Genomic DNA, 23,493 nt, shown 5'->3' with positions numbered 1-23,493 from the left:
TTTGCCTGCCGCCGTAAGCAGCAAATGACTTGAGGCGTAACGCCCAATCCACTCGTTCTCAGGCTTAACTCCGGCAATGAAGGTACTATCGGATGACAACTGAACAACTGGCCCAGAAAGCGCGCGGGCGCCGTGGGCGTCGCCGTGATGGCGGGGTACCAGCCCCGGCAATCGTGCAGCGCCCGTTCGCGCAGCTTAAGCGTTCCTATCCTGCCGTTGAGCTGATTTCGGATGATCAGGTTGAACACATTCACCAGGCATCCCTGAAACTGCTTTCAGAAACCGGCCTGGATGTCTTGCATGACGACGCGCGTGCAGCGATGAAAAAAGCGGGGGCTGATGTCCGGGACGGTGAAGAACGTGTGCGCTTCGATCCTGATCTGATCAACGAAGCCATTGCAAGCGTGCCGTCTGAATTCACGCTCCACGCGCGAAACGCCCAGCACAACGTGACCATGGGCGGAAACAACATTGTATTCAACATGATGGCAAGCGCGCCGAATTGTTCGGATACGGATCGGGGCCGGCGCGCAGGCAATCAGGAAGATTTTCGCAACTTCCTCCGATTGGCCCAGATGCACAACGTTCTACACGTGACGGGTGGGTATCCGGTGGAGCCTGTCGATATTCACGCATCTATCCGCCATCTTGACTGTATTCAGGATTACATCACGCTGACCGACAAGGCCTATTGCATCTACTCACTTGGTGAGGAGCGTGTCTCCGATGCAATCGAGATGACGCGGATTGCCCATGGTCTGACGCACGACCAGATGCGTGATCAGGCCTGTATGTTCTCGATCATCAACACGAACTCTCCTCTCCAGCTCGATATTCCGATGATGCAGGGCGTGATGGCGTTGTCCGAGATGGGCCAGCCTGTTGTGATCACACCCTTCACGCTGGCAGGGGCGATGGCGCCCGTTACGATTGCGGGTGCCGTCACGCTGCAAAACGCCGAAGCTCTGGCGGGTGTGGCCTTTACCCAAATTGTGCGGCCAGGTGCGCCGGTGATGTATGGCGGCTTCACGTCCAACGTGGATATGAAGACCGGCTCGCCAGCATTTGGCACACCGGAATACATGAAGGCGCAGCATATCGGTGGACAGCTGGCGCGGCGCTACGGCATACCGTATCGCTCTTCGAATGTGTGCGCGGCCAATACGGTTGACTCGCAAGCGGCGTATGAGGCGGTCTTCTCGCTTTGGGGTGCGATCAATGGCGGCGCCAACATGCTCATGCACGGGGCAGGGTGGCTCGAAGGAGGGCTGTGCTGCTCGTATGAGAAGGTGATGCTTGATATCGACCTGCTGCAGATGGTCACGGAATTCCTTCAACCTGTTTCGACCAGCCCGGAAAACCTGGCGCTGGAAGCCATCAATGAGGTCGGGCCAGCGGGTCACTTCTTTGGCACTGAACACACCCAGGCGCGTTACCGCGATGCCTTCTATTCGCCAATCCTGAGTGACTGGCGCAACTTTGAGACTTGGCAGGAGGCGGGATCGCCGATTGCGATTGGGCGTGCCAACGCAGAGTGGAAAAACCGCCTTGCCACCTATGAGGCCCCGGCCTTGGACCCGGCGATCAGGGACGAGCTTGACGCCTTTGTCGTCAAGCGCAAGGCCGAGGGCGGTGCTGCCACGGATTTCTGACACTTGCAGGTTCGCCAGGACGGTCGCGACAACCGGGATCGTTCCGCTTACCAGCAATCCACTGCAAAGAAGAGAACCCCTTTTCTCCGAGATAGATGCTTTGGGTCAAAACGAGGAGCGCGCACCCAAATGCAGTCAGAGTGAAAGCTGAATTCCTGAGGAAAAACGAAATATGCCTACTATTCAGACCGACGAGTCCACAGGCGGAAAGAAACTGCCGTCGCACGCCAAAGTCGTTGTTATTGGCGGCGGCGTTGTTGGTTGCTCGATCCTGTTCCACCTGGCCAAGTTCGGTTGGAAGGATGCGGTCCTGCTTGAACGTGACGAGCTGACATCCGGCTCATCCTGGCACGCGGCCGGCGGTATCCACACCATCAGCTCGGATCCGAATATCTCGCGCCTGCAATCATACACGATCAATCTTTATAAAGAGATCGAAGAACTGTCCGGGCAATCCGTTGGTCTACATCAAACTGGTGGCTTTTATGCCGCCTCGACCAAGGAATGGTATGATTACCTGAAGGGCGAGCGTTCGAAAGCGCGCTACATGGGGCTGGATCAGGAATTCATCTCGCCCAAGGAACTGGCCGAGCGTCATCCGCTGATCGATCCGGACCACTATCACGCGGTTCTGTGGGACGCACAGGACGGCCATCTGGACCCGTCCGGCACGACCTACGCTTTTGCCAAGGCGGCCAAGGCGCATGGCGCCCAGTATTTCACCCACTGTGGCGCCACCGATATGACACAGCGCCCCGATGGCAGCTGGGACATTGTCACCCCCAAAGGCACGATCAATGCAGAACATGTCGTGAACTGCGGCGGTCTGTGGGCGCGTGAGGTGGGCCATATGGCGGGCCTTCATCTGCCGGTTCAGCCGATGGAGCACCACTACCTGATCACCGAGCGCATGGACGAAGTCGTGAACTTCGGTCAGCAGCTACCGCACGGCATCGACTTCGAGGCCAACGTGTACTGCCGTCAGGAAGGGCAGGGCATGTTGCTGGGTACTTATGAAGCCCAGGCGACCCCGTGGAAAGTCGGCGGAACGCCCTGGGATTTTGGTCATGAACTGCTGCCGCCGGATCTGGATCGCGTGGCAGATCGTCTGGAAACCGCATTTGAACGCCTTCCGGCCATGGCCAATGCCGGGATCAAGGATGTGATCAACGGTCCGTTCACTTTTGGCCCTGATGGAAACCCGCTGATCGGCCCTGTTCCGGGCATGAAGAACTACTGGGTGGCGGTTGGTGTCATGGCGGGCTTCTGCCAGGGCGGCGGCGTGGGCCTGACCCTTGCGGAATGGATGATCGACGGCGAGCCATCCATCGATGTCTGGGCGATGGACGTGGCGCGTTTTGGAGAGTTCGCGACACCGGATTGGGGTACAGTCAAGTCGTCGGAAAACTACGAACGCCGGTTCGTGATGACCTTCCCGAATGAAACCCTGCCCAAGGGCCGCAAGCAGAAGACCACCGCGCTTTATGATCGCATGATCGCCAAAGGTGCGGTGATGGATCAGGGTTTCGGCCTCGAAAACGTACTCTGGTATGCCGACGGCCCGGAAGATGCGCATGAGGTTCCCTCGTTCGAGCGCAACCGGTCTCACGATTATGTCGGACGGGAGATCAAGGCCGTGCGCGAGGCCGTAGGTGGCATTGAGATTGCCAACTTTGCCAAGCATGAGTTCAAGGGTGAGCGTGTTCGCGAATACCTGAACCAAATCCTTGCCGGGTTCGTTCCCAAGCCCGGACGCCTGGCGCTGACGCCGATGCTGACGCCCAAGGGCAAGCTTTACGGCGACCTGACGGTTGCTTGCCTGGCCGAGGATCACTTTATGCTGTTCGGCTCGGGCGCGATGCAAGAGGCACACCGCCGCTGGTTCGAAAAAGACCTGCCTGCGGGCATTTCTTATGCCAACGTTTCAGACGACTGGCACGGCATTGCATTGTCTGGCCCGAAATCGCGAGACCTGCTGGCCCGGATCACGCGGGACGATGTTTCAGCCGAAGCCTTCAAGTTCCGCGACCTGCGCCAGACCTTTGTCGGCGGCGTGCCGGTGATCATCAACCGGATCAGCTTCTCTGGCGAATTGGGCTACGAAATCTATTGCAAACCGCAATACCTGATGCGCCTGGCAGACGCCATCGAAGAGGCCGGCGCCGATCTGGGCTATCGCTGGTACGGCGCGCGTGCGTTGCTGTCGATGCGACTCGAGAAGGGCTGGGGTGTCTGGACGATGGAATACCGTCCCGACTTCGACGCTGTCGAATCCGGCATGGATGTCTTCATCAACTGGAAGAAGGACTTCGTCGGCAAAGAAGCAACGCTGAAAGCCCGCGATGAAGGGGTCTCGCAGAAGTTGGTGACAATGACCATCGACGTCGAGGGGATCGACGTGGCCCATGACGAGGCGATCCTGAAAGATGGTGAACCGGTCGGCTACGTCAGCTCGGGCGGCTATGCGCACCATGTCGGCAAGTCGATGGCGATGGGTTACGTCGCAGCCGAGTTCGCACTGCCGGGAACGACGCTTCAGGTGGAAATTCTGGGCAACTTCTACGACGCGCTGGTTCTGGCAGGACCAATCTACGACGCCAACGGCGCAAACATGCGTTCTTGATCAGGAGAAAAACCATGGGGCGGCCAGAGAAAGACATAGATGTGGTTCTAAGTGAACTTGTTGAGGTGAACCGCTTCGTATTCTTATTGATGCCCGGGTTCTCGGCATTGGAACTGGGATCCGGCATCGACTCTCTGGCCGCCGCCAACGAAGCAATGGGTAAGGCCTTCTTTCAGTGGAAAACAGCCAGCGAAACGGGCGATAGCATAAAATCTTCTTCAGGGCTGAAAGTAGCAGTCGATAGTGCCCTGCCTGATGTGCACCGTGGAGATTGCATCGTTGTTTGCTGCGCCTTCAATTCCCAAAACTATTCTAAGTCTGGAAGGACTGCGGCTTGGCTACGGCAAGCCGCAAGACTAGGAGCACGACTATGCGGTCTAGGAGGTGGTGCACTGTTTCTCGCCCGGATCGGCATAGCGATCGAAGGGCCCATCAGCGCACACTGGAGAATGAAGCCTGTCTTTGAGGAAGGCTATCTGGATCTGGAGCCTACCTGCACAATTTTTGAAGAGGCTTCAAATATCGTCTCCTGCGGGGGAGGTGCCGCCACTCTGGACCTTTTTTCTGCGTTGATCCGCCAAAAAGCAGGTCCGGAAGCCTCTAGTCAGGTTGCTGACCAGCTCCTTTGTGGGTCTATGCGTGACGGAAATTGCCGTCAGAGTATCTCCAGTCTTTATGGTCCGAAACACCGGAACGAAAAGCTATCCAAAGCGCTGAGCTATATGCAGGAAACCTGGGAAGAGCCTGTTTCACCGTCGGTAGTCGCTCGCCAGGTCGGAATATCGACACGACAACTTGAAAGGCTGTTTAGTCGATATCTGGGGATGAGTCCTAAGACCTACATGATGGTTCTGAGGCTCGAGAGGGCGAGGGCATTGCTGCAGCAAACTCAGATGCGCGTGATCGACGTTGCCACGGCCTGCGGGTTCTCAACACAAGGCCTGTTTTCCAAACACTACAAAAGACACTTCGGGATACTGCCTCGTGACGAAAAGGTTGTGCTTGCGCACTAGCTTCGGAGAACGGCAATGCAATCGACTCAGACAACACTGATCACAACGAAATTGAACTGTGCCTACGGCGAAGCAGAGCGCAGAATGATCCCTTGTGCCTTCGGTGTTCCGATCAACAACACTGCAAAAGATCGCACCCCGGATACGTCAATGGGGGAATTCGCAGATCAAGCTATCAACGCAGCTTGAATGAAAGGCCGCGCACGTCAGGACGCGGCCTTTTTTTGCTTGCCATCAAGCGCCTGAAAGGAAGCCATAGTATGAACACCCATTACAGTCATCGGCGCAAGATTGACCCTAGCCAGGGCGTTCGTCTTGGCGATGGGACGGCAAATGACGGCGACCGGGTCGAGATTGGGCCGACCGCACTTGCACATGCTGAATGGCGCGAGGCGAGGTTGGCGTTGCCCGATCTGACCGAGATGCGCAAGGCCCGGCATCAGCGCCTGACCGACGCTATTGTGGCCCGCGGCTATGGGGGGTTGCTGATGTTCGATCCCCTGAACATCCGCTATGCGACCGACACGACAAACATGCAATTGTGGAACACCCACAACCCGTTCCGAGCCTGCCTGCTATGTGCCGACGGATACATGGTGCTTTGGGACTACAAGAATGCGCCGTTCCTCGCCGAGTATAATCCGCTTGTCCGCGAGAGCCGATCTGGCGCTGACATGTTCTACTTCGCCCGTGGCGACCGGATTGGGCCAGCGGCCGACACCTTCGCTGCCGAGGTGGCGGACCTGCTGGCCACCCATGCGCCGGGCTATACACAGATCGGGATAGACAAGATCCAGCCTGCGGGACTGGACGCGATCCGCCGAGCGGGGCTGGAGTATCGCGACGGCGAGGAAGTCACCGAACGCACACGGGGCATCAAGACCGAGCACGAGTTACGCGCCATGCGCTGCGCCATACATTCCTGCGAGCGTTCGATGGCCGCCATGGAAGAGTTCGCGCGCGCAGAAATTCCAAAGGGCGGGGTGACCGAGGACGATGTCTGGGCCGTGCTCCATGCCGAGAACATCAAGCGTGGCGGCGAATGGATCGAGACACGGCTGCTCACCTCGGGGCCACGCACGAACCCGTGGTTTCAGGAATGTGGACCTCGGGTCATCGCCGAGAACGAGATCCTCGCCTTCGACACTGATCTGATCGGGCCATATGGCATTTGCGCGGACCTCAGCCGTACATGGTGGATCGGTGACGAACTGGCGCCGAAGCATATGCGCGAGAGCTACGCCGAGGCCGTCGAGCACATCCGCTACAACACGGCGCTCCTGCGCCCCGGCCTCCACATGGAGGAGCTGACACGCTCATTGCATGTGCTGCAGGACAAGTATCAGGCGCTGAAATATTCCTCTCCGATGCATGGTGTGGGCCTGTGCGACGAATGGCCATTGATCGCCTATCCCGACCGACTGGTGGACGGCGCCTTCGACGCCATTCTCGAACCTGGGCTGACGCTGTGTGTCGAAGCGCTGGTGGGTGAGGTCGGCGGCGACCACATGGTCAAGCTGGAGGATCAGGGAGTTGTGACTGAAAGCGGGTTCGAAACGATTTCGACCTACCCGCTCGATAAGCGCCTGATGGGAGAAACGGCCTAGCTGGCATTCACAATATCCAAAGCCCGCCAGCAAACCCATGACACGGTCCGCTGACGGTTCAAAATCAGCATACAATGGAGGAAAGTATGAAACCACCTTTAGGCGAATTGGACATTCCAGTTTCCGAGAGCGGCTTTTATGAAGGGTTCTCAAAGAACGTTGCCGTGTCCGCGAAAATCCTCGTGGGTTTGCTCATCGTGTGGGCCGTAGCCTTTCCGGAGAGTGCCGCGGAGACACTAGGAGCATTGAATGGCTTCATTCTGGCAAGCTTTAACTCTTGGTACATCTACGCGGTAGCGTTTTTCCTGATACTTTGCCTTGTTCTCGCAGCATTGCCGGCTTCTGGCAGGCTTCGGCTGGGCCAGGACGATGAAAGGCCTGAATTTTCGAATTTCTCATGGTTTTCAATGATGTTCAGCGCCGGGATCGGCATTGGGATGCTGACTTTTGCGACGGCTGAACCGATTTACCATTTTCAGAACAACCCCCACGTGATTATGGGAGACGTGCCCGCTCAGACAGCTGAAACCGTAAGGTCAGCCTATATCTGGTCATTTGCGCATTGGGGGCTATCGGCCTGGGCATGCTATGCAATTGCCGGACTGGGGTTCGCGTATTTCTCATACCGAAGGGGCCTGCCACTTACGGTGCGCACCGCGCTCATCCCGCTTTTCGGCAAATCGCTTTCGGGCCCAATCGGTCATGTCATCGATATCGTGGCCGTGGTGGCAACTATCCTGGGCGTTGCCCAGACCCTTGGATTTGGTGTCGAGCAGTTTGTAGCCGGCCTTAATCGGATTGGTTTCGGTGACTGGTTGCTGGTGACCGGCGAGGGAGGAACACAAAAAGCGTCCTTTGCCGCCATCATCTTCGCTCTTGTGGTTATCATGGGTGCCTCGACCTTGTCCGCACTCTCCGGTGTCGGCAAGGGGATCAAGTGGCTGTCCAATATCAATATGGGGCTGAGCTTTTTCTTGTTGGCGTTCTTCCTGATTTTCGGTGCAACATTCTTCAGTCTGACGGCCATGTTCGTCGGTATCTGGGATTACCTGCTGGCGCTGCCGGGAATCAGCTTTACCGTCTGGTCAGATGATGGAACCGAAACGGGCGCCGCACTTGCCGGCTGGCAAGGCGGCTGGACGGTGTTCTACTGGGCCTGGTGGATCGCAGTGACCCCGTTCGTTGGTCTGTTTCTTGCCAGAGTTTCGCGTGGGCGCACAGTGCGCGAGTTTGTGTTGGGTGCAATGCTTGTCCCGGCAATGATGTGTTTCATCTGGTTCGCCTTTGTTGGCGGTACGGCCATCCACCTTGAACTTACAGGTGAGGCTGGGGGCTCGATTCTGGGCGCAGGAATCTCAGACCAGCTGTTTGCGACACTGGCCGTTATTCTCAACGACAATCTGACATGGGTGTTCTCAGTTATCGTTGTGGTACTTCTTTTGACATATCTTGTGACCACGGCAGACTCCGCTGTTTTGATCGTAAATACAATCAACGCCGCAGGCGATGACGGCCCGAAAGCCAAGCCGCACATCTATTTCTGGGGTGTCGCCCTGGCACTGGTGGTCGGAGCCCTGCTTGTCATTGGGGGTCTGGGAGCCATTCAAACCGCGATGGTTATTGCGGCTTTGCCATTCAGTTTGGCGATGGTTCTGATGGGCTTTGCACTGATTAAGGCGATCTACAACGATAGTCGAAGAATTGCCGAAGGTGTTCCGACCACCGCCCCGGCATCTGCTGCGGAATGAAGCTTGATAGTGATGAAAGGACTTCGAGATGAAAACGCGTAAATCTTTTGCAGCTATCAGTGTGGCGTCCGCGGTAACTGCCGCTTCTACAGTCTCGGCGGCCGACATGGTCATTGGCGTCCCGAACTGGCCATCGGGGGAAGCCACCGCACATATTCTGAAGGTTGCCTTGGAAAGTCGGCTGGACTTGGACGTCGAACTGCAGGACAGCACCAATGCAGCCATGTTTGCGGCTATGGATGCCGGAACCCTGCATGTGCATCCTGAGGTCTGGCTGCCCAGTCTCGACTACCTTCGACGGGAATATGTCGACGGCCGAAAAACGGTTCAGGTAAAGTCCAGTGGCCCCAAGGGGGCGCAAGGAATGTGCGTGACAAAGGGCACGGCGGAACGCACTGGTATCACGGATATCAAGCAGCTTTCCGATCCGGAAATGGCTCAGAAATTTGATAGTAACGGAGACGGAAAAGGTGAAGTCTGGATCGGCGCTGAAGGTTGGACTTCCACTTCCATCGAACAAGTCCGTGCACGTTCCTACGGCTATCACAAGACTATGAGCCTCAGGATCATGGATGAAGCCGACGCCTTGGCAGAACTGGGGGCTGCTGCCGGACAGAACGAGAATGTCGTATTCTATTGTTATCAGCCGCACTACATGTTCGAAGTGCACGAACTTGTCGTTCTGAGCGAGCCAGCGCACGTAAGTTCAAAGTGGATTATCGTGCCGCCCAACTCGATCCCGGGCTGGTTGGAGAAATCGACCGCCAGCGTTGCCTGGGATACTGACGATCTTCATGTCAGTTATGCGACCAGTTTGGAAAGCGCGCAGCCTGATGCCGTCGCAATGCTAAGCAATGTCAAGTTGGAGACCGAGATGCTCTCGGAAATGTCCTTTGCCTTGGCGGTCGAGAAAAAGGACCCCGAAGCATTTGCAAAGCAATGGGTTGAAGACAACTCGGCTGTTGTCGACAGTTGGTTCCCGTAGTGACATACGTTTCCAAGAATGCTTTAGGCGGTAACGAATTCCAAGCTTGGAAGTGAATTCGGCTTAAGTGTCTGATACCCTTAGGCCTTCCGGTCCAGAAGACCGGGAGGCTGGCAATGCCGCTGATCGGCCTTGCTCTGATCAAGGCAATCATCAACGGTAGCCGCCGGAACGCAGTTGGTCTTACCTCTACAGTTCCGGATACGGACCCAATTGTGCCGAATAAAAGTGTGAACAATCCTTGAGTGACTACAGATCGTTTGTGGGCGCTCTTTCCGCACTCAACCGGTGGAGTGAAAGGTGAAAAAATTCGAAGGCAGCTGTCATTGCGGTTCTATAAAATTCACGTTTTCGATACCCGACATCGATCATGCAATGCGATGCGATTGTTCACTATGTTCCCGCAAAGGCATGGTGATGAGTGCAACGGTTATCCCGCCTGAAGAAATTAAAATCAGAAGTGAGCAGGGCGCTCTCTCAACCTACCAATTTGGCACAGAATCGGCGCGGCACTATTTTTGCAATCGCTGTGGAATTCATACATTCGTCGAGACGCGGCTGAACCCTGGCCACTATCGAGTTAACCTGGGATGCATAGATGAGTTGGACGCACTTCGCCTTCCTGAGATAATCTATGACGGAAGAAATCTCTGACGCAACCAAGACGTCTGAAGGGAACTGTACACATCAAAATCGAGTCGTTGCATTTTGACAAACGGCGATCAGAAGAAACAATAACACACACCGATGCTATCGATTCAAACCGTTGGGTAACTCCTCACTCCACTTTCGCAGTTCATCGAGAAATCCAAGCGCCGTTCTGCCAAACTTGGTAATGGAATATTGAACGGAAATAGGGGCAGTATCCATTACTTGCCTCGCAACCAAGCCCTGCTCCTCAAGTTGACGCAATCGCTCGGTGATCATCTTCTTGCTTGCCCCGCCGATCATGCGCGACAGATCGTTGAAACGCACAGGACCATCTTTGAGGTGCCATAAGATAGACCCGGTCCATTTTCCGCCAATGATCCGCATACCTCGTTCTATTGCACATGGCTCCACACAGGCCTCCGAGACCAGTCGGCGCCCTTTGGCATCTTCGTCAATCCGCGCTCGCATCGTCATCCTTTAGCTTAGGCAACTAGGTTACCAAAAGTATACTAGTTGATTTCCAACACCTGTACCATCAAATGCTCTCTGAGCCCGAAGAAAGTCAAGGGTTCAAGATTACACAAATAGGATATGGACATGAGAAAAATCCTGATCGTGAACGGTACTCAGCCCTACGAATTCGCCCCCGGGCAGTTGAACGCCAGCCTAACGGAGCGCGCGCGCGACATGCTTACCGCAATGGGTCACGAGGTACGCGTGGCAACTGTCGCCGACGGCTATGACGCGAATGCTGAGGTTGAGGCGCACATGTGGGCCGATACGGTCATCATGCAGTTTCCGGTGAATTGGATGGGCGTTCCGTGGGTTTTCAAGAAGTACATGGATGAAGTTTACACCGCTGGAATGGATGGGCGGCTAAGTACCGGTGACGGTCGGACGGCAGAAGCACCGAAGGCCAATTATGGGATGGGAGGCGCGCTGAGCGATAAGACTTACATGCTTTCAGTGACGTTCAACGCCCCGAAAGAAGCGTTTAACAATGAGGCCGAACCGTTCTTTGCCGGTGGTAGCGTCGATGATTTGCTGCGCCCGATGCACCTGAACGCAAAGTTCTTTGCGATGCAGCCGCTTCCGACCTTTGCGGCATTTGATGTAATGAAGAACCCAGAAATCGACACCGATTTCGCTCGTTTTGACGCGCATCTGAAAACCACGTTTGCCGAGGTTGAACATGTCCCAGCCTGATATCCATCTCTACACCGCCGGTACGATGAACGGTTACAAGCCGGTCATCTTTCTGGAAGAGGCAGGTGTCCCATACGACCTGACTCACATCAACTTTTCCAAACAGGAACAAAAAGCGCCGGATTATCTGGCGCTGAACCCGAACGGAAAGATCCCGACCATCGAAGACCGTTCGGAAGGGCGCGCGATTTTCGAATCCGGCGCGATCCTGTGGTATCTGGCCGAGAAATACGGAAAATTTCTGCCATCGGACCCGGTCAAACGGTCCGAGGTCATGCAATGGATGCTGTTTCAGGTTGGGCACGTAGGACCGATGATGGGACAGGCGATGTATTTCCAGCACATCGCTGCGCCTAATGGCCATGAAGAGCCCTTTTCAATCCGTCGCTACGTGGACGAAAGCCGCCGCTTGATGGAGGTGATGAACTCTCGTCTGGACGGGCGCGAATGGATTGCTGCAGACGAATACACCATAGCTGACATGATGCTGTTCCCATGGGCGCGTGCATATGTCTGGGCAAGGGTAGATGTGTCGGACCTGTCGCATCTGAACGCCTGGTTCGACCGTATTGACGCCCGGCCGGCCGTGCAACGGGCGTTGACCATCCCAAAGGCCAACCCCCAATTCTGGGATACCAACGCAGATGCCAGCGCCTTTGCTAAGGAAAACGCGTCGCGCTTTTCCAGCGATGTAAAAGGAACCTGAACCGTGCAAGCTGCTCTGCCCATTCGCGTCGATATCGTGTCAGACGTTGTTTGCCCTTGGTGTGTGATCGGCTACCACCAACTTGCCAAAGCTGCGCGCGACACCCAGACCGAACTAGATATCCATTGGCATCCATTCGAGCTGAACCCGCAGATGGCCGAGGGTGGCGAGAACCTACGCGAACATCTGGCGGCAAAATACGGGACCACTTTGGAAGGATCGATCAAGGCGCGTGCCCGCCTCAGCGAGATGGGCGCAGCACTTGGGTTCAAGTTCAACTACGCTGATGACATGCGGATGTATAACACCTTCCGAGCGCATCAGTTGATTGACTGGGCAACGGAACTAGGAAAAGGCCACGAGATGAAGCAGGCACTTTTTGCGGCCTTCTTCACCCGTCGCGAGGACGTCTCGGACATGCAGGTTCTCGCCGACGCGGCCGCAGGCATCGGGCTGAACCGCGTGGATGCGCTAGACATGTTGCAAAGCCAAGATCGGGCCAATCACTTGCGCCAAAAAGAGCAATTCTGGATCAGCCAAGGTGTTCGGGGCGTGCCTGCAATGGTGTTCGATCAACGTCACCTCGTGACCGGTGCGCAGGGCGAGGAAAACTACGCCCGCATCCTGCTGCATCTACGAGACGACAGGGCCGCGTGACACCAGTGAATACCAGGCACTTCCGGCGCAAAAAAAACCACGATCGGACAGGTGTCGCCCGGCCTGCCATCGCTGAACAACCATTGTGGGGGTTGCATGACGTAAGTCTCCGCGACAACCTTCCTCTTAAATTAAAAACTCAGTCGGAGTGGCCGCATGCCGGCCGCTACAGCCCTTCAACTTGGAAGAGTTCCTAATTTATGGCACTGCATGATCACCCCATCTGGCGGAAGCCGCAACATCACCAAGACCTCGACCACGCGCACGACCATGTCCACTGGGCCGAGCTGTTCTACGACCTGATCCACGTCGTGACGATCTTTCTATTGGGCAATTACCTGTCGCATCATCTCGATCTGCATGGGTTTCTTGTGTTCGCCGGAGTCTTCATAACGCTCTGGTACGCTTGGGGCGAACTCAGCATATTCAACTCGATCTACGTCAGTACCGACTTTTGGCATCGGCTGATTATGGCCGTGATGATCTGCACGGTGATGTTCATGGCAGCGGCGATCCCGGCTATTGACGGAAAGGGTTGGGTTTTCTTCGCGTTAGGATTTGCTGCGAACAGGGCCATGATCGCGGCGCTGTACTATCGAGCCCGGCGGGCCAATTCATCAGGCGAGTCGATGTCGACGGCCCAGATCCGCAATTTCTCGGTCTTTGCGGTGATCTTTGCGATTGCAGCCTTTTTGCCTGCTCCTCTTGCTTACTGGGTGTTTGCCGTCGCGATGGTGGCCACGCAGGCAATGTATATGATCCCCGGTGTCACAGTCCTGCGTTTCGAGAGGTTTGTCCCGCGTCTTGGCCATATGGCTGAACGGTTTGCTCTTTTAACGTTGATCGTATTAGGCGAAGGGTTCTTCAAACTGGTCGTCACCCTGTCCGAAAAAGGAATTTACAAAGTATCACCGGACGTACTCGTCAACTTCGTCATCGGTGGCGTTTCGATGTTCGTGATGTGTTGGATCTATTTCGACTTTGTCGGCAATGCCAAACCAAAAGACAAAAAGGTGTCGACGTTGGTCATCTGGTGGCTTGCGCACCTGATTTTGATGCTTTGCGGCGTCATGGTCGGCGTGGCTCTTGCTGCCGAGGTCAAAGTCGGATTTTGGGAGCCATATCCAACCGAATATGCCGCCATAGGCTGTTTCGGTCTTGCCGGTTACATTGCCATGCTTTGGGTGCTTCAAAACGTCATAGAACATCGTTTGGCGTCGGATTTCGGGCGATGGGACGTGCGTGTATTCGGGATAGTGCTGGCAATCATCTGTTTCTTTGTCGTCCCACATGTCCCCTCTTTGTTAGGCAATCTGATCTGGGGGACAGCTTTGCTATCGCAAATCGCGATCCCCCTGACGCGCGCCTGGACGCAGTTTCGACATGAGTGAGGCACTTACAAGTTCAGGCTATCTAAAAAGAAAAGTCTATTGGTGGCTCGAGCGCCCGGACCGGGCGGCCACCGGTCCCTGGTTGCTTGAAATAGCTCTAATTGCCCTAATCACGCTGAACGTGGCCGCCGTTATCCTGGAAACGGTTGACTCCATATATTTCCGTTGGGGCCTGGCTCTGAACCTCTTTGAGGGTCTTTCTCTGTTTGTCTTCGTGGTCGAATACGCGGCAAGGCTGTGGGTCGCCACTGAAAATCCAAGTTACAAAACGCGCGCTGCATGGGCCGTCTCCCCGATCGCCATCATCGATTTACTAGCGATTTTACCTGCGCTGCTCTACTTGATCTTCCCGGTTGACCTGCGTCTGCTGCGTACCTTCCGCATGTTGCGACTGCTTAAACTCACGCGGTATTCCCCCGCGCTCGGCATGCTGCTTGCTGTGTTTGAGGAAGAGGCTGGCGCCTTTTTTGCAGGTTTCTTCATCCTGATGGTGATGCTGATTTTTGCGGCCAGTGGTGCTTGGCTGGCCGAGCACGAAGCGCAACCGGATGCCTTCGGTTCGATCCCCGCAGCGATGTGGTGGGCGATGGCAACGCTGACGACCGTTGGTTATGGCGACGTGACGCCCGTGACAGTTGCCGGTAAGATCTTCGGCGCTGCGATCACCGTGATTGGCATCGGTATGGCTGCGTTGCCTGCAGGGATCATTGCCAGCGGCCTGAACGACCAGTTGCACCGCCGACGGGCCAGCCTGGAACGTGAATTTCGAAAGGCCTTGGAAGACGGCGATATCTGCGAGGCCGATGAGAAAGAGATAAACGCAGTTCGCAAGCAATTGGGTCTCTCGCGCCGAGCTGCCGATCATATCCGAAACCGCGTGCATGCCGAAACAATATCACAGGTCGATCACTGTCCCACATGTGGTCAGCCGACCAAGCAAAAGGCCAAGTCGTGAACGCCAGCATCGGACTGCTTGTCTACGGAGTTCGAGATTTGCGGGGAAAAACTGTCTGTCAGTTCTTTAGCGTGCGCTCTTTCGTTGATCCCAAAAATCGGAGTCAATGAAACTGAAAAGGTCTTGTCAGAAGAACTTTGGTTGAGCGAGTTAGGGTTGTTGCGTAGCTTTTGCCCATGACCAATCTGGCCTCTTTCAAGGGTCTTGTCAGATTAACATTGCTTGAGCGGGGCAGGGCGGTTGCGTAGCTTTTGTCCATGACCAAGCCTGCCTCTTTCAAGTACTTTAAAACCAGCCCAGAGATCATCCGCCTTGCGGTGATGCTGTACGTCCGTTTCCCGCTCTCGCTTCGGAATGTCGAAGATCTGTTGCACGAGCGAGGTATCGACGTGAGCCACGAAACTGTCCGATATTGGTGGAACAGGTTCGGGCCGATGTTTGCTGCTGAGATCAGACGGAAGCGTGTTCAGCAACTGCGCGCGTTCTCCAAATGGAAGTGGCACGTGGACGAAGTTTTCGTGAAGGTAAATGGCAAGCGGCATTGTCTTTGGCGGGCTGTTGATCACGAAGGCGAGGTGCTGGAAGCCGTTGTCACCAAACGCCGAAACAAAGCTGCAGCACTGAAATTCCTCAAGAAGTTAATGAAGCGACACGGCAAAGCGGAAACCGTCGTCACGGATCGCTTTGCCTCATACAGAGCCGCGCTCAGAGAACTGGGTGCGCTCGAAAAACAAAGGACGGGCAGGTGGCTCAACAACCGCGTCGAGAACTCGCACCTGCCTTTCCGACGACGCGAACGCGCGATGCAACGTTTCAGGCGCATGCGAAGTTTACAGAAATTCGCCTCCATTCATTCCTCCGTCTACAATCACTTCAATCAGGAACGATCGCTCACCAGCCGAGACACCTTCAAGTTGACACGCAGCGCCGCTCTTGCCGAGTGGCGTCAACTTTGTTCCGGATAGGTTCACGGTTCCCGCGGCAAACTGAGACTGGTTCGAATTCGTCTGACAGCACCGCGTCAATTACATCATCATCTCGACCTACCTTTTTCGATCCAAGCGCATGCGGGATCGTTTTGGGCGGATCACAATTCAGGGCGGGGATCGCGTCTCGCCACAGAACGCTTGAGACCGCAACGGAAGGACAGTCATGGAAACCGGATCATCGGAAAAAGTGAACCTCTCACATCACAAAATCCACACAGACATTTTGATCGATGCGTCGGCGGACTTGGTCTGGTCGGTTCTGACCGACACGGCAAACTACAAGGACTGGGCTGTGTTCCTTGTGGGTATCAAGGGAGAAATCAAGGATGGATCGACAATTACTGTCGACTTTCAGCTTGATTCATCAAAGGAGAAACTGACCACCTTGGATCACACGATTTCAGTCGTGGAGGGGACGGAGTTTTTCTGGGCTGAAAAGGGGCCGGGTGGCATTCGCGATAACCACCACTTTTGTGTTGAGCCGTTGGAGGGTGGCAAAACCCGCTTCGTACAATCCGATGAAATCATGGGGGGCATCACATTCCTGATGGGCGGGCGCTTGGCAAAAATGTATGTCGAAGGTTACCAAGCTTTCAATCGCGGCTTGAAAGCCGAGGCAGAGCGCCGTGCCCAGTCTGCCTGACAAGACATCTCGACCACTTGGACGTGTCCTGCTGACCGGTGCGACGGGGATGGTGGGTTCATCGGTACTTGCGGCATTGCTGAGCGAAGAAACTGTGTGTGAGGTCGTGTCGCTTGGGCGCAGGCCGTCCGGTTTAGATCACCCAATGCTGATCGATGTGAAGTTTGTAGCATTCGACGAAACTCAATCCATTGAGCCCCACCTCGATGGTATCAACACTGTTTTCCATTGCCTTGCCACCTATTCCGCGCGAGTCAGCCGAGTGGAATATGAGGAGATCACAGTCGATTGGTTGCGCGCTTTGCTGGCGGCTTGCGAGAGGTCAGCGCCCAATGCGACGTTCTGCTTGTTTTCCGCTCAAGGTGCTCGGCCAGATGGCGGTGGCATGTCCTTTGCGTTGAAGACTAAGGGCGAAGCGGAGAGCAAATTGTTTGCATCTGACCTCGAACGGAAATTCGCCTTTCGTCCAGGCTATATTGCGCCGTCAGGCCTGAAGAACACATGGAAGATGGCTGATTATCTTTTCAAACCGCTCCAAAGGCTGATGCCGTCCATCGGTGTAACTTCCGATGAATTGGCTCAAGCCATGCTTCATACTGCGATTCACGATCCACGTCGTACCGCTGTCCTCGAAAACGGTGAGATGCGTAGGTTGCTCGGATGAGGCTGCGGCTGCGCCTGAGTATAATCCACTCTTTGCTGCGCCTCGAGCTGTTCAGTTTTGAACAGGCGTCTTTCAATGTCCGCTTCTGGGAAGCCGCAATGCAGCATTCAACTTTCGCAGGGACGGCGGCTCTGGGCCGTTAGTGATGGCGTATTGGTGGAATTGCGAGTGGATGTTGCATTGCTTTCCACGTCTGTTGTTGGTCCAACTCAGCCAAAGCAGCCCTTGTCAGTTCACGATGAGGTGGAAGTTTACGCCGCCGCTCGCGCCAAAGCTGACAATTCGTCATCCAAAGCGTATTTTTGCTGGCTGACCGCGTCCCATGAAGCAACGACGGAATCGACCTTCTTTTTCTGTCGTTCCATCCGTTTCTTGAGATCGATCAGCGATTGGCGGGGTTTTGAATTGATGTATTTGTTATACATGTCCTCTTGGTTGGCGAGGATCTCCTGATGAGTCCAAACTGCTTTGAATTTCTTGTCCAGCAACGATTCAATCTGCAAGTAGCGCCGACGGATTGCCTCGAACTCAGGCCTGCGATAGGTGTTGCAGACTTTCATTTTCTGCAGAACGCTGTCTTGCTGGTCCTTTCGCCATTTCTTCATGTCACGTAGCAAACTGCGGGCGGTCAACAGAATTGGTGTGTAAAGCACTTCGTCTTGCGCGATTTGCTCCATATCGCCCATGATGCGTTCCACTTCGTCCATCGCTTTGTTGTAGGACTTCAAAGCCCTCAGCGCCCTAGCCAGGTTGGCTTTGCCATCTTTGAGAAGTTTGGATTTCGTCCGAGGGTCTTGACCATCTGCGGAAATGAAGACGCCTTCGGCAAAGACCAATGCAATTGTTGGCGTTTCGACCTCACGCCATCGCGCTTCTGCCGTTTTCCAGACTTTGGGCATGAGTTTTTGCCTGTATGACATTTTGGGAACCTTGCTTTTGGCGGCAAGGCGCATGACCTTTTGCATTCGTGCACGGCCTTCGTTTCGGCGTTTCTTGGCATCAATGACTATCGAGTCTGGGGCCACAAAAGGATATTCTTGTCTTGATCGCCGCGATGTGCTGCCACCAAGACCAAGCGAGGCAAGTGTTGTTTTATCCACAACTCCAGTCACTTTCAGACGACTGTGTTTTTGCCATTTTCGAACCGCGTCTTCCGTTTTGGCGCCGAACTTTCCGTCGACCTTTAAGCGCGCCTTAATTTTTGAAGTGTTCAAGGCTTTCTGAAGGGATTTGACGTCAGAGCCTTTTGATCCATTCTGTAATTTCTTCATCGTAAATTCCTTTTTCAAAGTCAGCTTCGGTTTTCCCGCTGGACACTCGAGGTTGCGGGATGAGGTGTATGGATTGAGAGAGAGAACACTCTGCGTTTGAATGGCATTACGCAGAGTGCATTGAAGGAGTGACTCACCAGAGGATCAAAGTCCGTGCCGCTTTGGTAACGGAACATAGAGTTGGACGTGTGTTTTGGTCGAAAATTCACCTGTGTCCGGTCCCCAGGTCTGCCCATCACTGTGCCAGGCAATGGCAAGTTCTGAAATTAGCTGTTCACCGGTAAGCTGAAGGCAAGGCGTTATCGTGCGTTGGAAATGTGCGAACCCGTCAGCATCGGCCCTGAACGCGTTTTCCGAACCATCGAGGGCGCCAAAAGGCAGGTCATAAAACCCTTTGAACGGATCGGTTGGCGGCCAGACGGCAAAGTCGTGCCACATCGTGTAAAGACCGTTTGGCACGAGATTCTCAAATCGCAAATCCACCTCACCTGTGCCGTCCTCGCACCGGTACGTACCCTCACCTTTGGCGGCGAACCATTCACCAAGCGTGATACCAAGCGGCTTGCCTTTCGGCCACGGTCCAGTGTTTTCCGTTTGTAGCGGTGTGTGTGGCACTGGATTCGCTGGAGCAAAGAGCGGCGCATTCATATCGCGTGTTGCGGCCGTCGGGCGGAACACCTCGCCTGAGCCAGGGACTTTTTCGAAGAAAACATCCTGCTCGGTCAGCCCTTCGTCTATGTGGAACATGAAGCTGAGCGACATTGTCCGCTTTGCTTCATAGGCGGCCATCATGATGTTGACCTCGGGCGCGTGTTCAATCGGCCCAACGGCACCTCCCGAGTCGTATTCTGTGTGGCTGAAATCATCTGCCGCAGCGATGCCCGTAAGGGTCATCGAAAACAGAACAGTTGTGGTTTTCAAAATGCGAAGCATGGGAATCTCCTTTTCAATTTTCGCAGATGAACTTCTCAAAATGCGCCTAGGGAGCGCGGGCTGAGTAGTTTTCTATGCGCGTTGTGGGGCAGGCCCGCGTCACGCATCAGAAAGCCGGATAGATGGTCGCAATACTTGCACCGCGTCACATTCACACGACGAACGGAAGCTAAGCGGCACGGATTGCTTTCGGATTTGACCAACCAGAAAAAGTAGGGTTTTGCGCAATGTGTCATCGGAAACTTGCTATTGGTTCAACGCTTTGGTTGTGGTGGAAGCCCCGACGGCACGCTGTCAGGAACCAGCGCGGACAAGTCAGTCATCGTTGGGTCGGTCAAGGCGTTGAGAAATGCGACAATGTCGGCGATCTCTTTGTCCGTCATTGGTTTGGGCATAAGATCGTTGGCTTCGGCGATGCGACCTCGCAATCGTTCTGAGCCTTGAACAAACCCGTCCCGCGCATCGAACGCGTGCCGCCGCGCAGGATTCAGCGGTTGAAAGATCAGAACTGAGCCTCTTCCAGTCTGCTCGATTACGTCGTTGATCCGCTGCAAAGGCGGCGCGTCATAGGATTCAAGGCTTTCCAAAGGATTAGTGTGATGCCGAACCACATCTTCAAGCGTGTCATATGCTCCACTGTGTCCCCATGGCCCTGTCAAAGCGACGTTGACCAGTGACGGCGTGCGAAACCGAAAAAGATCCTCAACCTCGTAGGTTACGCGATAGCGCCCCTCATCCTCGAGCCGGTCCATAAAACCAGAGGCCCGCCAGTAGCCTGTATCCTTTCCGTGACCTTTGCCCGGGCCGATCTGCGGCATCGCAATTGCGTGAAACTCATGATCCGTAAGAAGCGGCCCTTCATGGCATTCCGCACATCCTGCAGAGCCATAAAACAGATCCATCCCCCTTTGAGAGCTGTCCGATAGACTTGAAGAATCAGAGGATGCCAAAGCCCAATGAAAGGGGCTGTCCACTGACCGGAACACCACGCTTTGAAACGCCGCCAGGGCTTCGGCAGCCTGACTGAAAGTTATCTGACCCGGTCCGAAAGCCTCCTCAAAAAGGTGCTGATATCCGGGAATACCGCCCAGTCGCTCAGCGATCAGGTCCCAAGCATCAGTTACCCGATCTTCGGCTACTGCGGTCGCGATCGGGTTTTCACCCTTTTGGCCTGCCATTTCGATGGGCGACAGAACAGGGAACATTGCCTGCGCGGTCAGCGCGTTGGGCAGTCCGGCGGGCAAGTGTTCGCGCGCGGGGCTCCAGAAACCGCTTGGGAAGGTCTTTTGATCATCGGGCTCCAGCCTGCCATCGTGGAACATACGCGTGTAACTTTTCGCGCCAATATTGTAGAGCGGCTGGGCATTGCGTGGTACGCGTCCGATAACGCCGTCCTTCGTCTCGCGCTTCTGACCAGCGCCTTGGCCGCCCTCGCCAATACCCAGTGCCAATCCGTCCCCAGTACCTAGCGACGGGTCGTGACAAGTTCCGCAGGAAATGTTGCGATTGCCCGAAAGAATGGGGTCAAAGAAGAGATTTTGTCCAAGAGTGACGAGCGCCTGGTCAGGATTTCCATCCCACAGAAAATCTGTATCCATCAGAGGCGGGGGCAGGTGTTGAACGTCAGCCCGCGCAGCCCTGCAGGCTATCACCATTGTCAGGCATACTATCGAGATGATCAGCTTCGCCGAGCGCTTGGCGCAATATTTGAGAGTCATGTCTTTTCCCTTCGCAAGCTGACGCCTCTCGCCACGTTCGATTGAAACGCAGCAGCTTTGGGTTCGCTGGTTAATTGGAATGGTTTGCCTGGTGGCCGACACGCAAATCAGTCGCCGCATGATGATCCGACAATCGGCCCATCATCACCGCATCGACAAAGCCGCCCGGACGACGGGCGTATTTGCGAATGACGCCTTCCCGCTCAAATCCAAATGCTTCGTAAAGCTCGATGGCGTGAGTGTTGTCCGACCACACCAAGAGGCCGGTTCGTTCCAGCTGCAACCAGTTATCACAGAGATCCAGCATCGCGCCCAACAACGCTTTGGCTATTCCCTTGCCCTGAAAGTCGCTGCGGACCGCGACCAGATCAATTTCGCCTGCGTGATTGTGGCGTGGCACGTCCGGCGTCGACGACATAAAGCAGATGCCAACGACACTACCGTCTACTTCAGCCACCAGTTTGTAGTCGCCCGGTCCCGTGTTGATACGCGCTTCGACATTGGCGTTTGCAACATGTGGCAGGCGCATTGTGCCCAACATCACGGAATCATCAGTTAATATGCGTTTGATGTCCGATACGTCCTGTGCTTCGACATGGCGGATTTCAATTCTCATATTTTGTCCTCTCAATCAGGTCATCTGGCGCGCGCGAATATTTGCCCGCGCCAGATTCTTTGCGACGTCGGCTTCTAGGCCACGATCATGGAACCTTGGGGCTGCGCATTCGCACGACCCAAAAAGCGTTTGTTGATGGGGCTGTGTGGTTTGACAGCAATCCGCTCGTTTGCCAGCGCTTCTGCCGCATTTCGATTACCAGAACGCAGCGCAGCTTCGGTCAACGTCCAATCGATGATGTCGCGTTGCGCGTGACTGCCGCCAAACGAGTTCGCGATAAACCGCGCACCATGAAGCGCTTCGGTCGCATCTTCGTAGCGGCCCTGCCAAAATGCCCGGAACCCTTCGATCAAGGGCAGCCCTGTTGCCGCGGCCCACAGCGATGTCTCGCCGCCACCGGCGGGTGCATTGCGATATTGATCAACGATACGATCGACCTCTTCATCGCGACCGGATCCCAGATAGGCCATGGCTGCGTGCCAATCATTGAACGGGTACAGCTTGCCATCGGCGTGGTTGTCCCAGCACGCTGCAACATCGGCCCAGCGGTCGGAAATGTCGTGATCTTCCAGATGCAAGCGCCACAGCAAGGCCGAGGCATCGACCAAATCCAGTGCCACGTCGCTTTTTCCTTCGCGGATCCGCGCATCGTACAGCTTGATCGCCTCATTGGCCTGACCAAGGTCGAGGTGATAAAGCGCCTTGTGCCACCAGTTGTGGACTTTAAAGAAGTTGTCATCACCCGACCAATTCAGTTCGCGCGACGCCATCCATTCGATGCCGTCCTCAGCACGCCCCTGCATTTCCAGCACATGCGCGACAGCGTGCTGCGCCCAGCAGTCTAAGGGATCGCGTTCAATCGCTTCCCGACCGACGGCTTCAGCACGGCCATAATCACCAGTCTCTTCCAGCCCAAAGGAGTACATGCCCAGGAGGATGGAATAGCCCGGCTGGTCTTCCGACCACTTCGGTAGGACCCGTGCAATTCGGTCCCGCATGTCGCGAGCATTGGCGCGGTAAAAGTCCATCAGGTGACCAGCTTGCAAGCCCAGAATGTCGTGTGGAAACGACATGTTGTGACGATCCAGCTTGACGGCAGCTTCTGTCCAATTGTTGGCAAGAAGCGCATTCAGGGCATCGACATGCGATTGTTCCAGGTCGGATTTGGCAAGTGGGCGGACTGTCGCCAAAATGTTCCGTGCCTCGACCGCGGCATCAGGCTCGGTTGCCAATCCGAACAGATAGGCTTTCAGAATATACGGCATCGCATAGTCCGGAGCGGCCTCAATCGCCTGGTCGACGAGCGCCACGGGATCGCCCCTGTAGATGTTGAACGCGCGCATGGCGGCGTTGAAATAGTCTGCGGCGACTTCTTTTGAGCCCGCAGCAGGCCAGTTTCCGGACAATCTCGTTTCTTGATGGGACATGTCATTCTCCAAACTCTTTATTGACTGGGCGGATTGCC

General features: G+C 55.3%; 21 protein-coding genes and 1 pseudogene. 15 read left to right on the top strand and 7 right to left on the bottom strand.

The features are described from left to right. Positions 1-92 precede the first annotated feature (92 nt). The 7 genes from ACR0JG_RS14360 to ACR0JG_RS14330 all read left to right on the top strand — a co-directional run bounded on the left by ACR0JG_RS14360 (position 93) and on the right by ACR0JG_RS14330 (position 10,282). The gene (locus ACR0JG_RS14360; protein ID WP_170567752.1) at positions 93-1,652 is read left to right on the top strand and encodes a trimethylamine methyltransferase family protein; all 1,560 of its coding nucleotides are present in this window, start codon (positions 93-95) and stop codon (positions 1,650-1,652) included. A 172-nt stretch (positions 1,653-1,824) separates the two neighbouring features. Then, positions 1,825-4,275: a GcvT family protein gene (locus tag ACR0JG_RS14355; RefSeq protein WP_170567750.1), complete on the top strand. Its 2,451-nt coding sequence runs from the start codon at positions 1,825-1,827 to the stop codon at positions 4,273-4,275. A 14-nt stretch (positions 4,276-4,289) separates the two neighbouring features. Continuing rightward, on the top strand, positions 4,290-5,288 hold the full coding sequence (locus ACR0JG_RS14350; RefSeq protein ID WP_170567748.1) for a GlxA family transcriptional regulator: 999 nt from the start codon (positions 4,290-4,292) through the stop codon (positions 5,286-5,288). Positions 5,289-5,548: 260 nt separating this feature from the next. Continuing rightward, positions 5,549-6,895: a dimethylsulfonioproprionate lyase DddP gene (gene dddP, locus ACR0JG_RS14345; RefSeq protein ID WP_170567746.1), complete on the top strand. Its 1,347-nt coding sequence runs from the start codon at positions 5,549-5,551 to the stop codon at positions 6,893-6,895. Positions 6,896-6,981: 86 nt separating this feature from the next. Further along, the gene (locus ACR0JG_RS14340) at positions 6,982-8,643 is read left to right on the top strand and encodes a BCCT family transporter (RefSeq protein WP_120981184.1); all 1,662 of its coding nucleotides are present in this window, start codon (positions 6,982-6,984) and stop codon (positions 8,641-8,643) included. Between the two features lie 28 nt (positions 8,644-8,671). Beyond that, positions 8,672-9,628, top strand: a complete 957-nt coding sequence (locus ACR0JG_RS14335; RefSeq protein ID WP_120981185.1) for an ABC transporter substrate-binding protein — start codon at positions 8,672-8,674, stop codon at positions 9,626-9,628. Between the two features lie 300 nt (positions 9,629-9,928). Then, on the top strand, positions 9,929-10,282 hold the full coding sequence (locus tag ACR0JG_RS14330) for a GFA family protein (protein ID WP_170567744.1): 354 nt from the start codon (positions 9,929-9,931) through the stop codon (positions 10,280-10,282). Between the two features lie 96 nt (positions 10,283-10,378). Here ACR0JG_RS14330 and ACR0JG_RS14325 read toward each other — a convergent pair whose 3' ends face one another. Next, a complete protein-coding gene (locus ACR0JG_RS14325) occupies positions 10,379-10,663 on the bottom strand; it encodes a winged helix-turn-helix transcriptional regulator (protein ID WP_259462647.1) in 285 nt (94 codons plus the stop codon). 213 nt (positions 10,664-10,876) lie between these two features. Here ACR0JG_RS14325 and ACR0JG_RS14320 point away from each other — a divergent pair, with 213 nt between their 5' ends. From ACR0JG_RS14320 to ACR0JG_RS14285, 8 genes are all read left to right on the top strand, one after another. Then, the gene (locus ACR0JG_RS14320; protein WP_170510850.1) at positions 10,877-11,485 is read left to right on the top strand and encodes an NAD(P)H-dependent oxidoreductase; all 609 of its coding nucleotides are present in this window, start codon (positions 10,877-10,879) and stop codon (positions 11,483-11,485) included. Next, positions 11,472-12,191 (top strand): glutathione S-transferase family protein, encoded by a 720-nt coding sequence (locus tag ACR0JG_RS14315; RefSeq protein ID WP_170567742.1) that lies wholly within the window; start codon positions 11,472-11,474, stop codon positions 12,189-12,191. Before ACR0JG_RS14320 ends, ACR0JG_RS14315 begins: the two co-directional genes overlap by 14 nt. Positions 12,192-12,194: 3 nt before the next feature. After that, positions 12,195-12,848, top strand: a complete 654-nt coding sequence (locus tag ACR0JG_RS14310) for a DsbA family oxidoreductase (protein ID WP_259462648.1) — start codon at positions 12,195-12,197, stop codon at positions 12,846-12,848. 200 nt (positions 12,849-13,048) lie between these two features. Then, positions 13,049-14,239 (top strand): low temperature requirement protein A, encoded by a 1,191-nt coding sequence (locus ACR0JG_RS14305; protein ID WP_120981189.1) that lies wholly within the window; start codon positions 13,049-13,051, stop codon positions 14,237-14,239. Continuing rightward, positions 14,232-15,194, top strand: a complete 963-nt coding sequence (locus ACR0JG_RS14300) for an ion transporter (protein WP_170567740.1) — start codon at positions 14,232-14,234, stop codon at positions 15,192-15,194. The genes ACR0JG_RS14305 and ACR0JG_RS14300 overlap by 8 nt, the downstream gene beginning before the upstream one ends. A 257-nt stretch (positions 15,195-15,451) precedes the next feature. Further along, positions 15,452-16,159 carry an IS6 family transposase gene (locus ACR0JG_RS14295; protein ID WP_170403704.1) on the top strand — a complete coding sequence of 236 codons (708 nt, stop codon included), beginning with the start codon at positions 15,452-15,454 and terminating at the stop codon, positions 16,157-16,159. A 187-nt stretch (positions 16,160-16,346) separates the two neighbouring features. After that, positions 16,347-16,826: an SRPBCC domain-containing protein gene (locus ACR0JG_RS14290; RefSeq protein ID WP_480562591.1), complete on the top strand. Its 480-nt coding sequence runs from the start codon at positions 16,347-16,349 to the stop codon at positions 16,824-16,826. Beyond that, positions 16,810-17,490, top strand: a complete 681-nt coding sequence (locus ACR0JG_RS14285; protein WP_170624466.1) for an NAD-dependent epimerase/dehydratase family protein — start codon at positions 16,810-16,812, stop codon at positions 17,488-17,490. The genes ACR0JG_RS14290 and ACR0JG_RS14285 overlap by 17 nt, the downstream gene beginning before the upstream one ends. Before the next feature lie 251 nt (positions 17,491-17,741). Here the strand turns inward: ACR0JG_RS14285 and ACR0JG_RS14280 are convergent, their stop codons facing one another. From ACR0JG_RS14280 to ACR0JG_RS14255, 6 genes and pseudogenes are all read right to left on the bottom strand, one after another. Continuing rightward, complete coding sequence (locus tag ACR0JG_RS14280; RefSeq protein ID WP_480571137.1) at positions 17,742-18,410, bottom strand: hypothetical protein; 669 nt, start codon at positions 18,408-18,410, stop codon at positions 17,742-17,744. A 165-nt stretch (positions 18,411-18,575) separates the two neighbouring features. Then, a pseudogene (locus tag ACR0JG_RS14275) lies at positions 18,576-18,761 on the bottom strand (peptidoglycan-binding domain-containing protein); the annotation flags it as partial. A 144-nt stretch (positions 18,762-18,905) separates the two neighbouring features. Then, the gene (locus ACR0JG_RS14270; RefSeq protein WP_480570613.1) at positions 18,906-19,694 is read right to left on the bottom strand and encodes a hypothetical protein; all 789 of its coding nucleotides are present in this window, start codon (positions 19,692-19,694) and stop codon (positions 18,906-18,908) included. Between the two features lie 254 nt (positions 19,695-19,948). Beyond that, entirely contained in the window at positions 19,949-21,412 is a 1,464-nt protein-coding gene (locus tag ACR0JG_RS14265; RefSeq protein ID WP_170403804.1) for a cytochrome c peroxidase, read from the bottom strand. 70 nt (positions 21,413-21,482) lie between these two features. Continuing rightward, positions 21,483-22,028, bottom strand: coding sequence for a GNAT family N-acetyltransferase (locus ACR0JG_RS14260; protein ID WP_170403801.1), 546 nt, complete (start codon positions 22,026-22,028; stop codon positions 21,483-21,485). A 74-nt stretch (positions 22,029-22,102) separates the two neighbouring features. Next, on the bottom strand, positions 22,103-23,455 hold the full coding sequence (locus ACR0JG_RS14255; RefSeq protein ID WP_480501175.1) for a tetratricopeptide repeat protein: 1,353 nt from the start codon (positions 23,453-23,455) through the stop codon (positions 22,103-22,105). Between the last annotated feature and the right edge of the window lie 38 nt (positions 23,456-23,493).

This window comes from Ruegeria sp. AD5 (genome assembly GCF_056542345.1).
This window is presented reverse-complemented; position numbering and strand designations above follow the sequence as displayed.

Bases quoted from the DNA above. Each gene is read 5' to 3' on its own strand.
- ACR0JG_RS14360 (WP_170567752.1), top strand. From the start codon at position 93: ATGACAACTGAACAACTGGCCCAGAAAGCGCGCGGGCGCCGTGGGCGT.
- ACR0JG_RS14355 (WP_170567750.1), top strand. From the start codon at position 1,825: ATGCCTACTATTCAGACCGACGAGTCCACAGGCGGAAAGAAACTGCCG.
- ACR0JG_RS14350 (WP_170567748.1), top strand. From the start codon at position 4,290: ATGGGGCGGCCAGAGAAAGACATAGATGTGGTTCTAAGTGAACTTGTT.
- dddP (WP_170567746.1), top strand. From the start codon at position 5,549: ATGAACACCCATTACAGTCATCGGCGCAAGATTGACCCTAGCCAGGGC.
- ACR0JG_RS14340 (WP_120981184.1), top strand. From the start codon at position 6,982: ATGAAACCACCTTTAGGCGAATTGGACATTCCAGTTTCCGAGAGCGGC.
- ACR0JG_RS14335 (WP_120981185.1), top strand. From the start codon at position 8,672: ATGAAAACGCGTAAATCTTTTGCAGCTATCAGTGTGGCGTCCGCGGTA.
- ACR0JG_RS14325 (WP_259462647.1), bottom strand. From the start codon at position 10,663: ATGCGGATCATTGGCGGAAAATGGACCGGGTCTATCTTATGGCACCTC.
- ACR0JG_RS14320 (WP_170510850.1), top strand. From the start codon at position 10,877: ATGAGAAAAATCCTGATCGTGAACGGTACTCAGCCCTACGAATTCGCC.
- ACR0JG_RS14315 (WP_170567742.1), top strand. From the start codon at position 11,472: ATGTCCCAGCCTGATATCCATCTCTACACCGCCGGTACGATGAACGGT.
- ACR0JG_RS14305 (WP_120981189.1), top strand. From the start codon at position 13,049: ATGGCACTGCATGATCACCCCATCTGGCGGAAGCCGCAACATCACCAA.
- ACR0JG_RS14300 (WP_170567740.1), top strand. From the start codon at position 14,232: ATGAGTGAGGCACTTACAAGTTCAGGCTATCTAAAAAGAAAAGTCTAT.
- ACR0JG_RS14295 (WP_170403704.1), top strand. From the start codon at position 15,452: ATGACCAAGCCTGCCTCTTTCAAGTACTTTAAAACCAGCCCAGAGATC.
- ACR0JG_RS14290 (WP_480562591.1), top strand. From the start codon at position 16,347: ATGGAAACCGGATCATCGGAAAAAGTGAACCTCTCACATCACAAAATC.
- ACR0JG_RS14280 (WP_480571137.1), bottom strand. From the start codon at position 18,410: ATGTCATACAGGCAAAAACTCATGCCCAAAGTCTGGAAAACGGCAGAA.
- ACR0JG_RS14270 (WP_480570613.1), bottom strand. From the start codon at position 19,694: ATGCTTCGCATTTTGAAAACCACAACTGTTCTGTTTTCGATGACCCTT.
- ACR0JG_RS14265 (WP_170403804.1), bottom strand. From the start codon at position 21,412: ATGACTCTCAAATATTGCGCCAAGCGCTCGGCGAAGCTGATCATCTCG.
- ACR0JG_RS14260 (WP_170403801.1), bottom strand. From the start codon at position 22,028: ATGAGAATTGAAATCCGCCATGTCGAAGCACAGGACGTATCGGACATC.
- ACR0JG_RS14255 (WP_480501175.1), bottom strand. From the start codon at position 23,455: ATGTCCCATCAAGAAACGAGATTGTCCGGAAACTGGCCTGCTGCGGGC.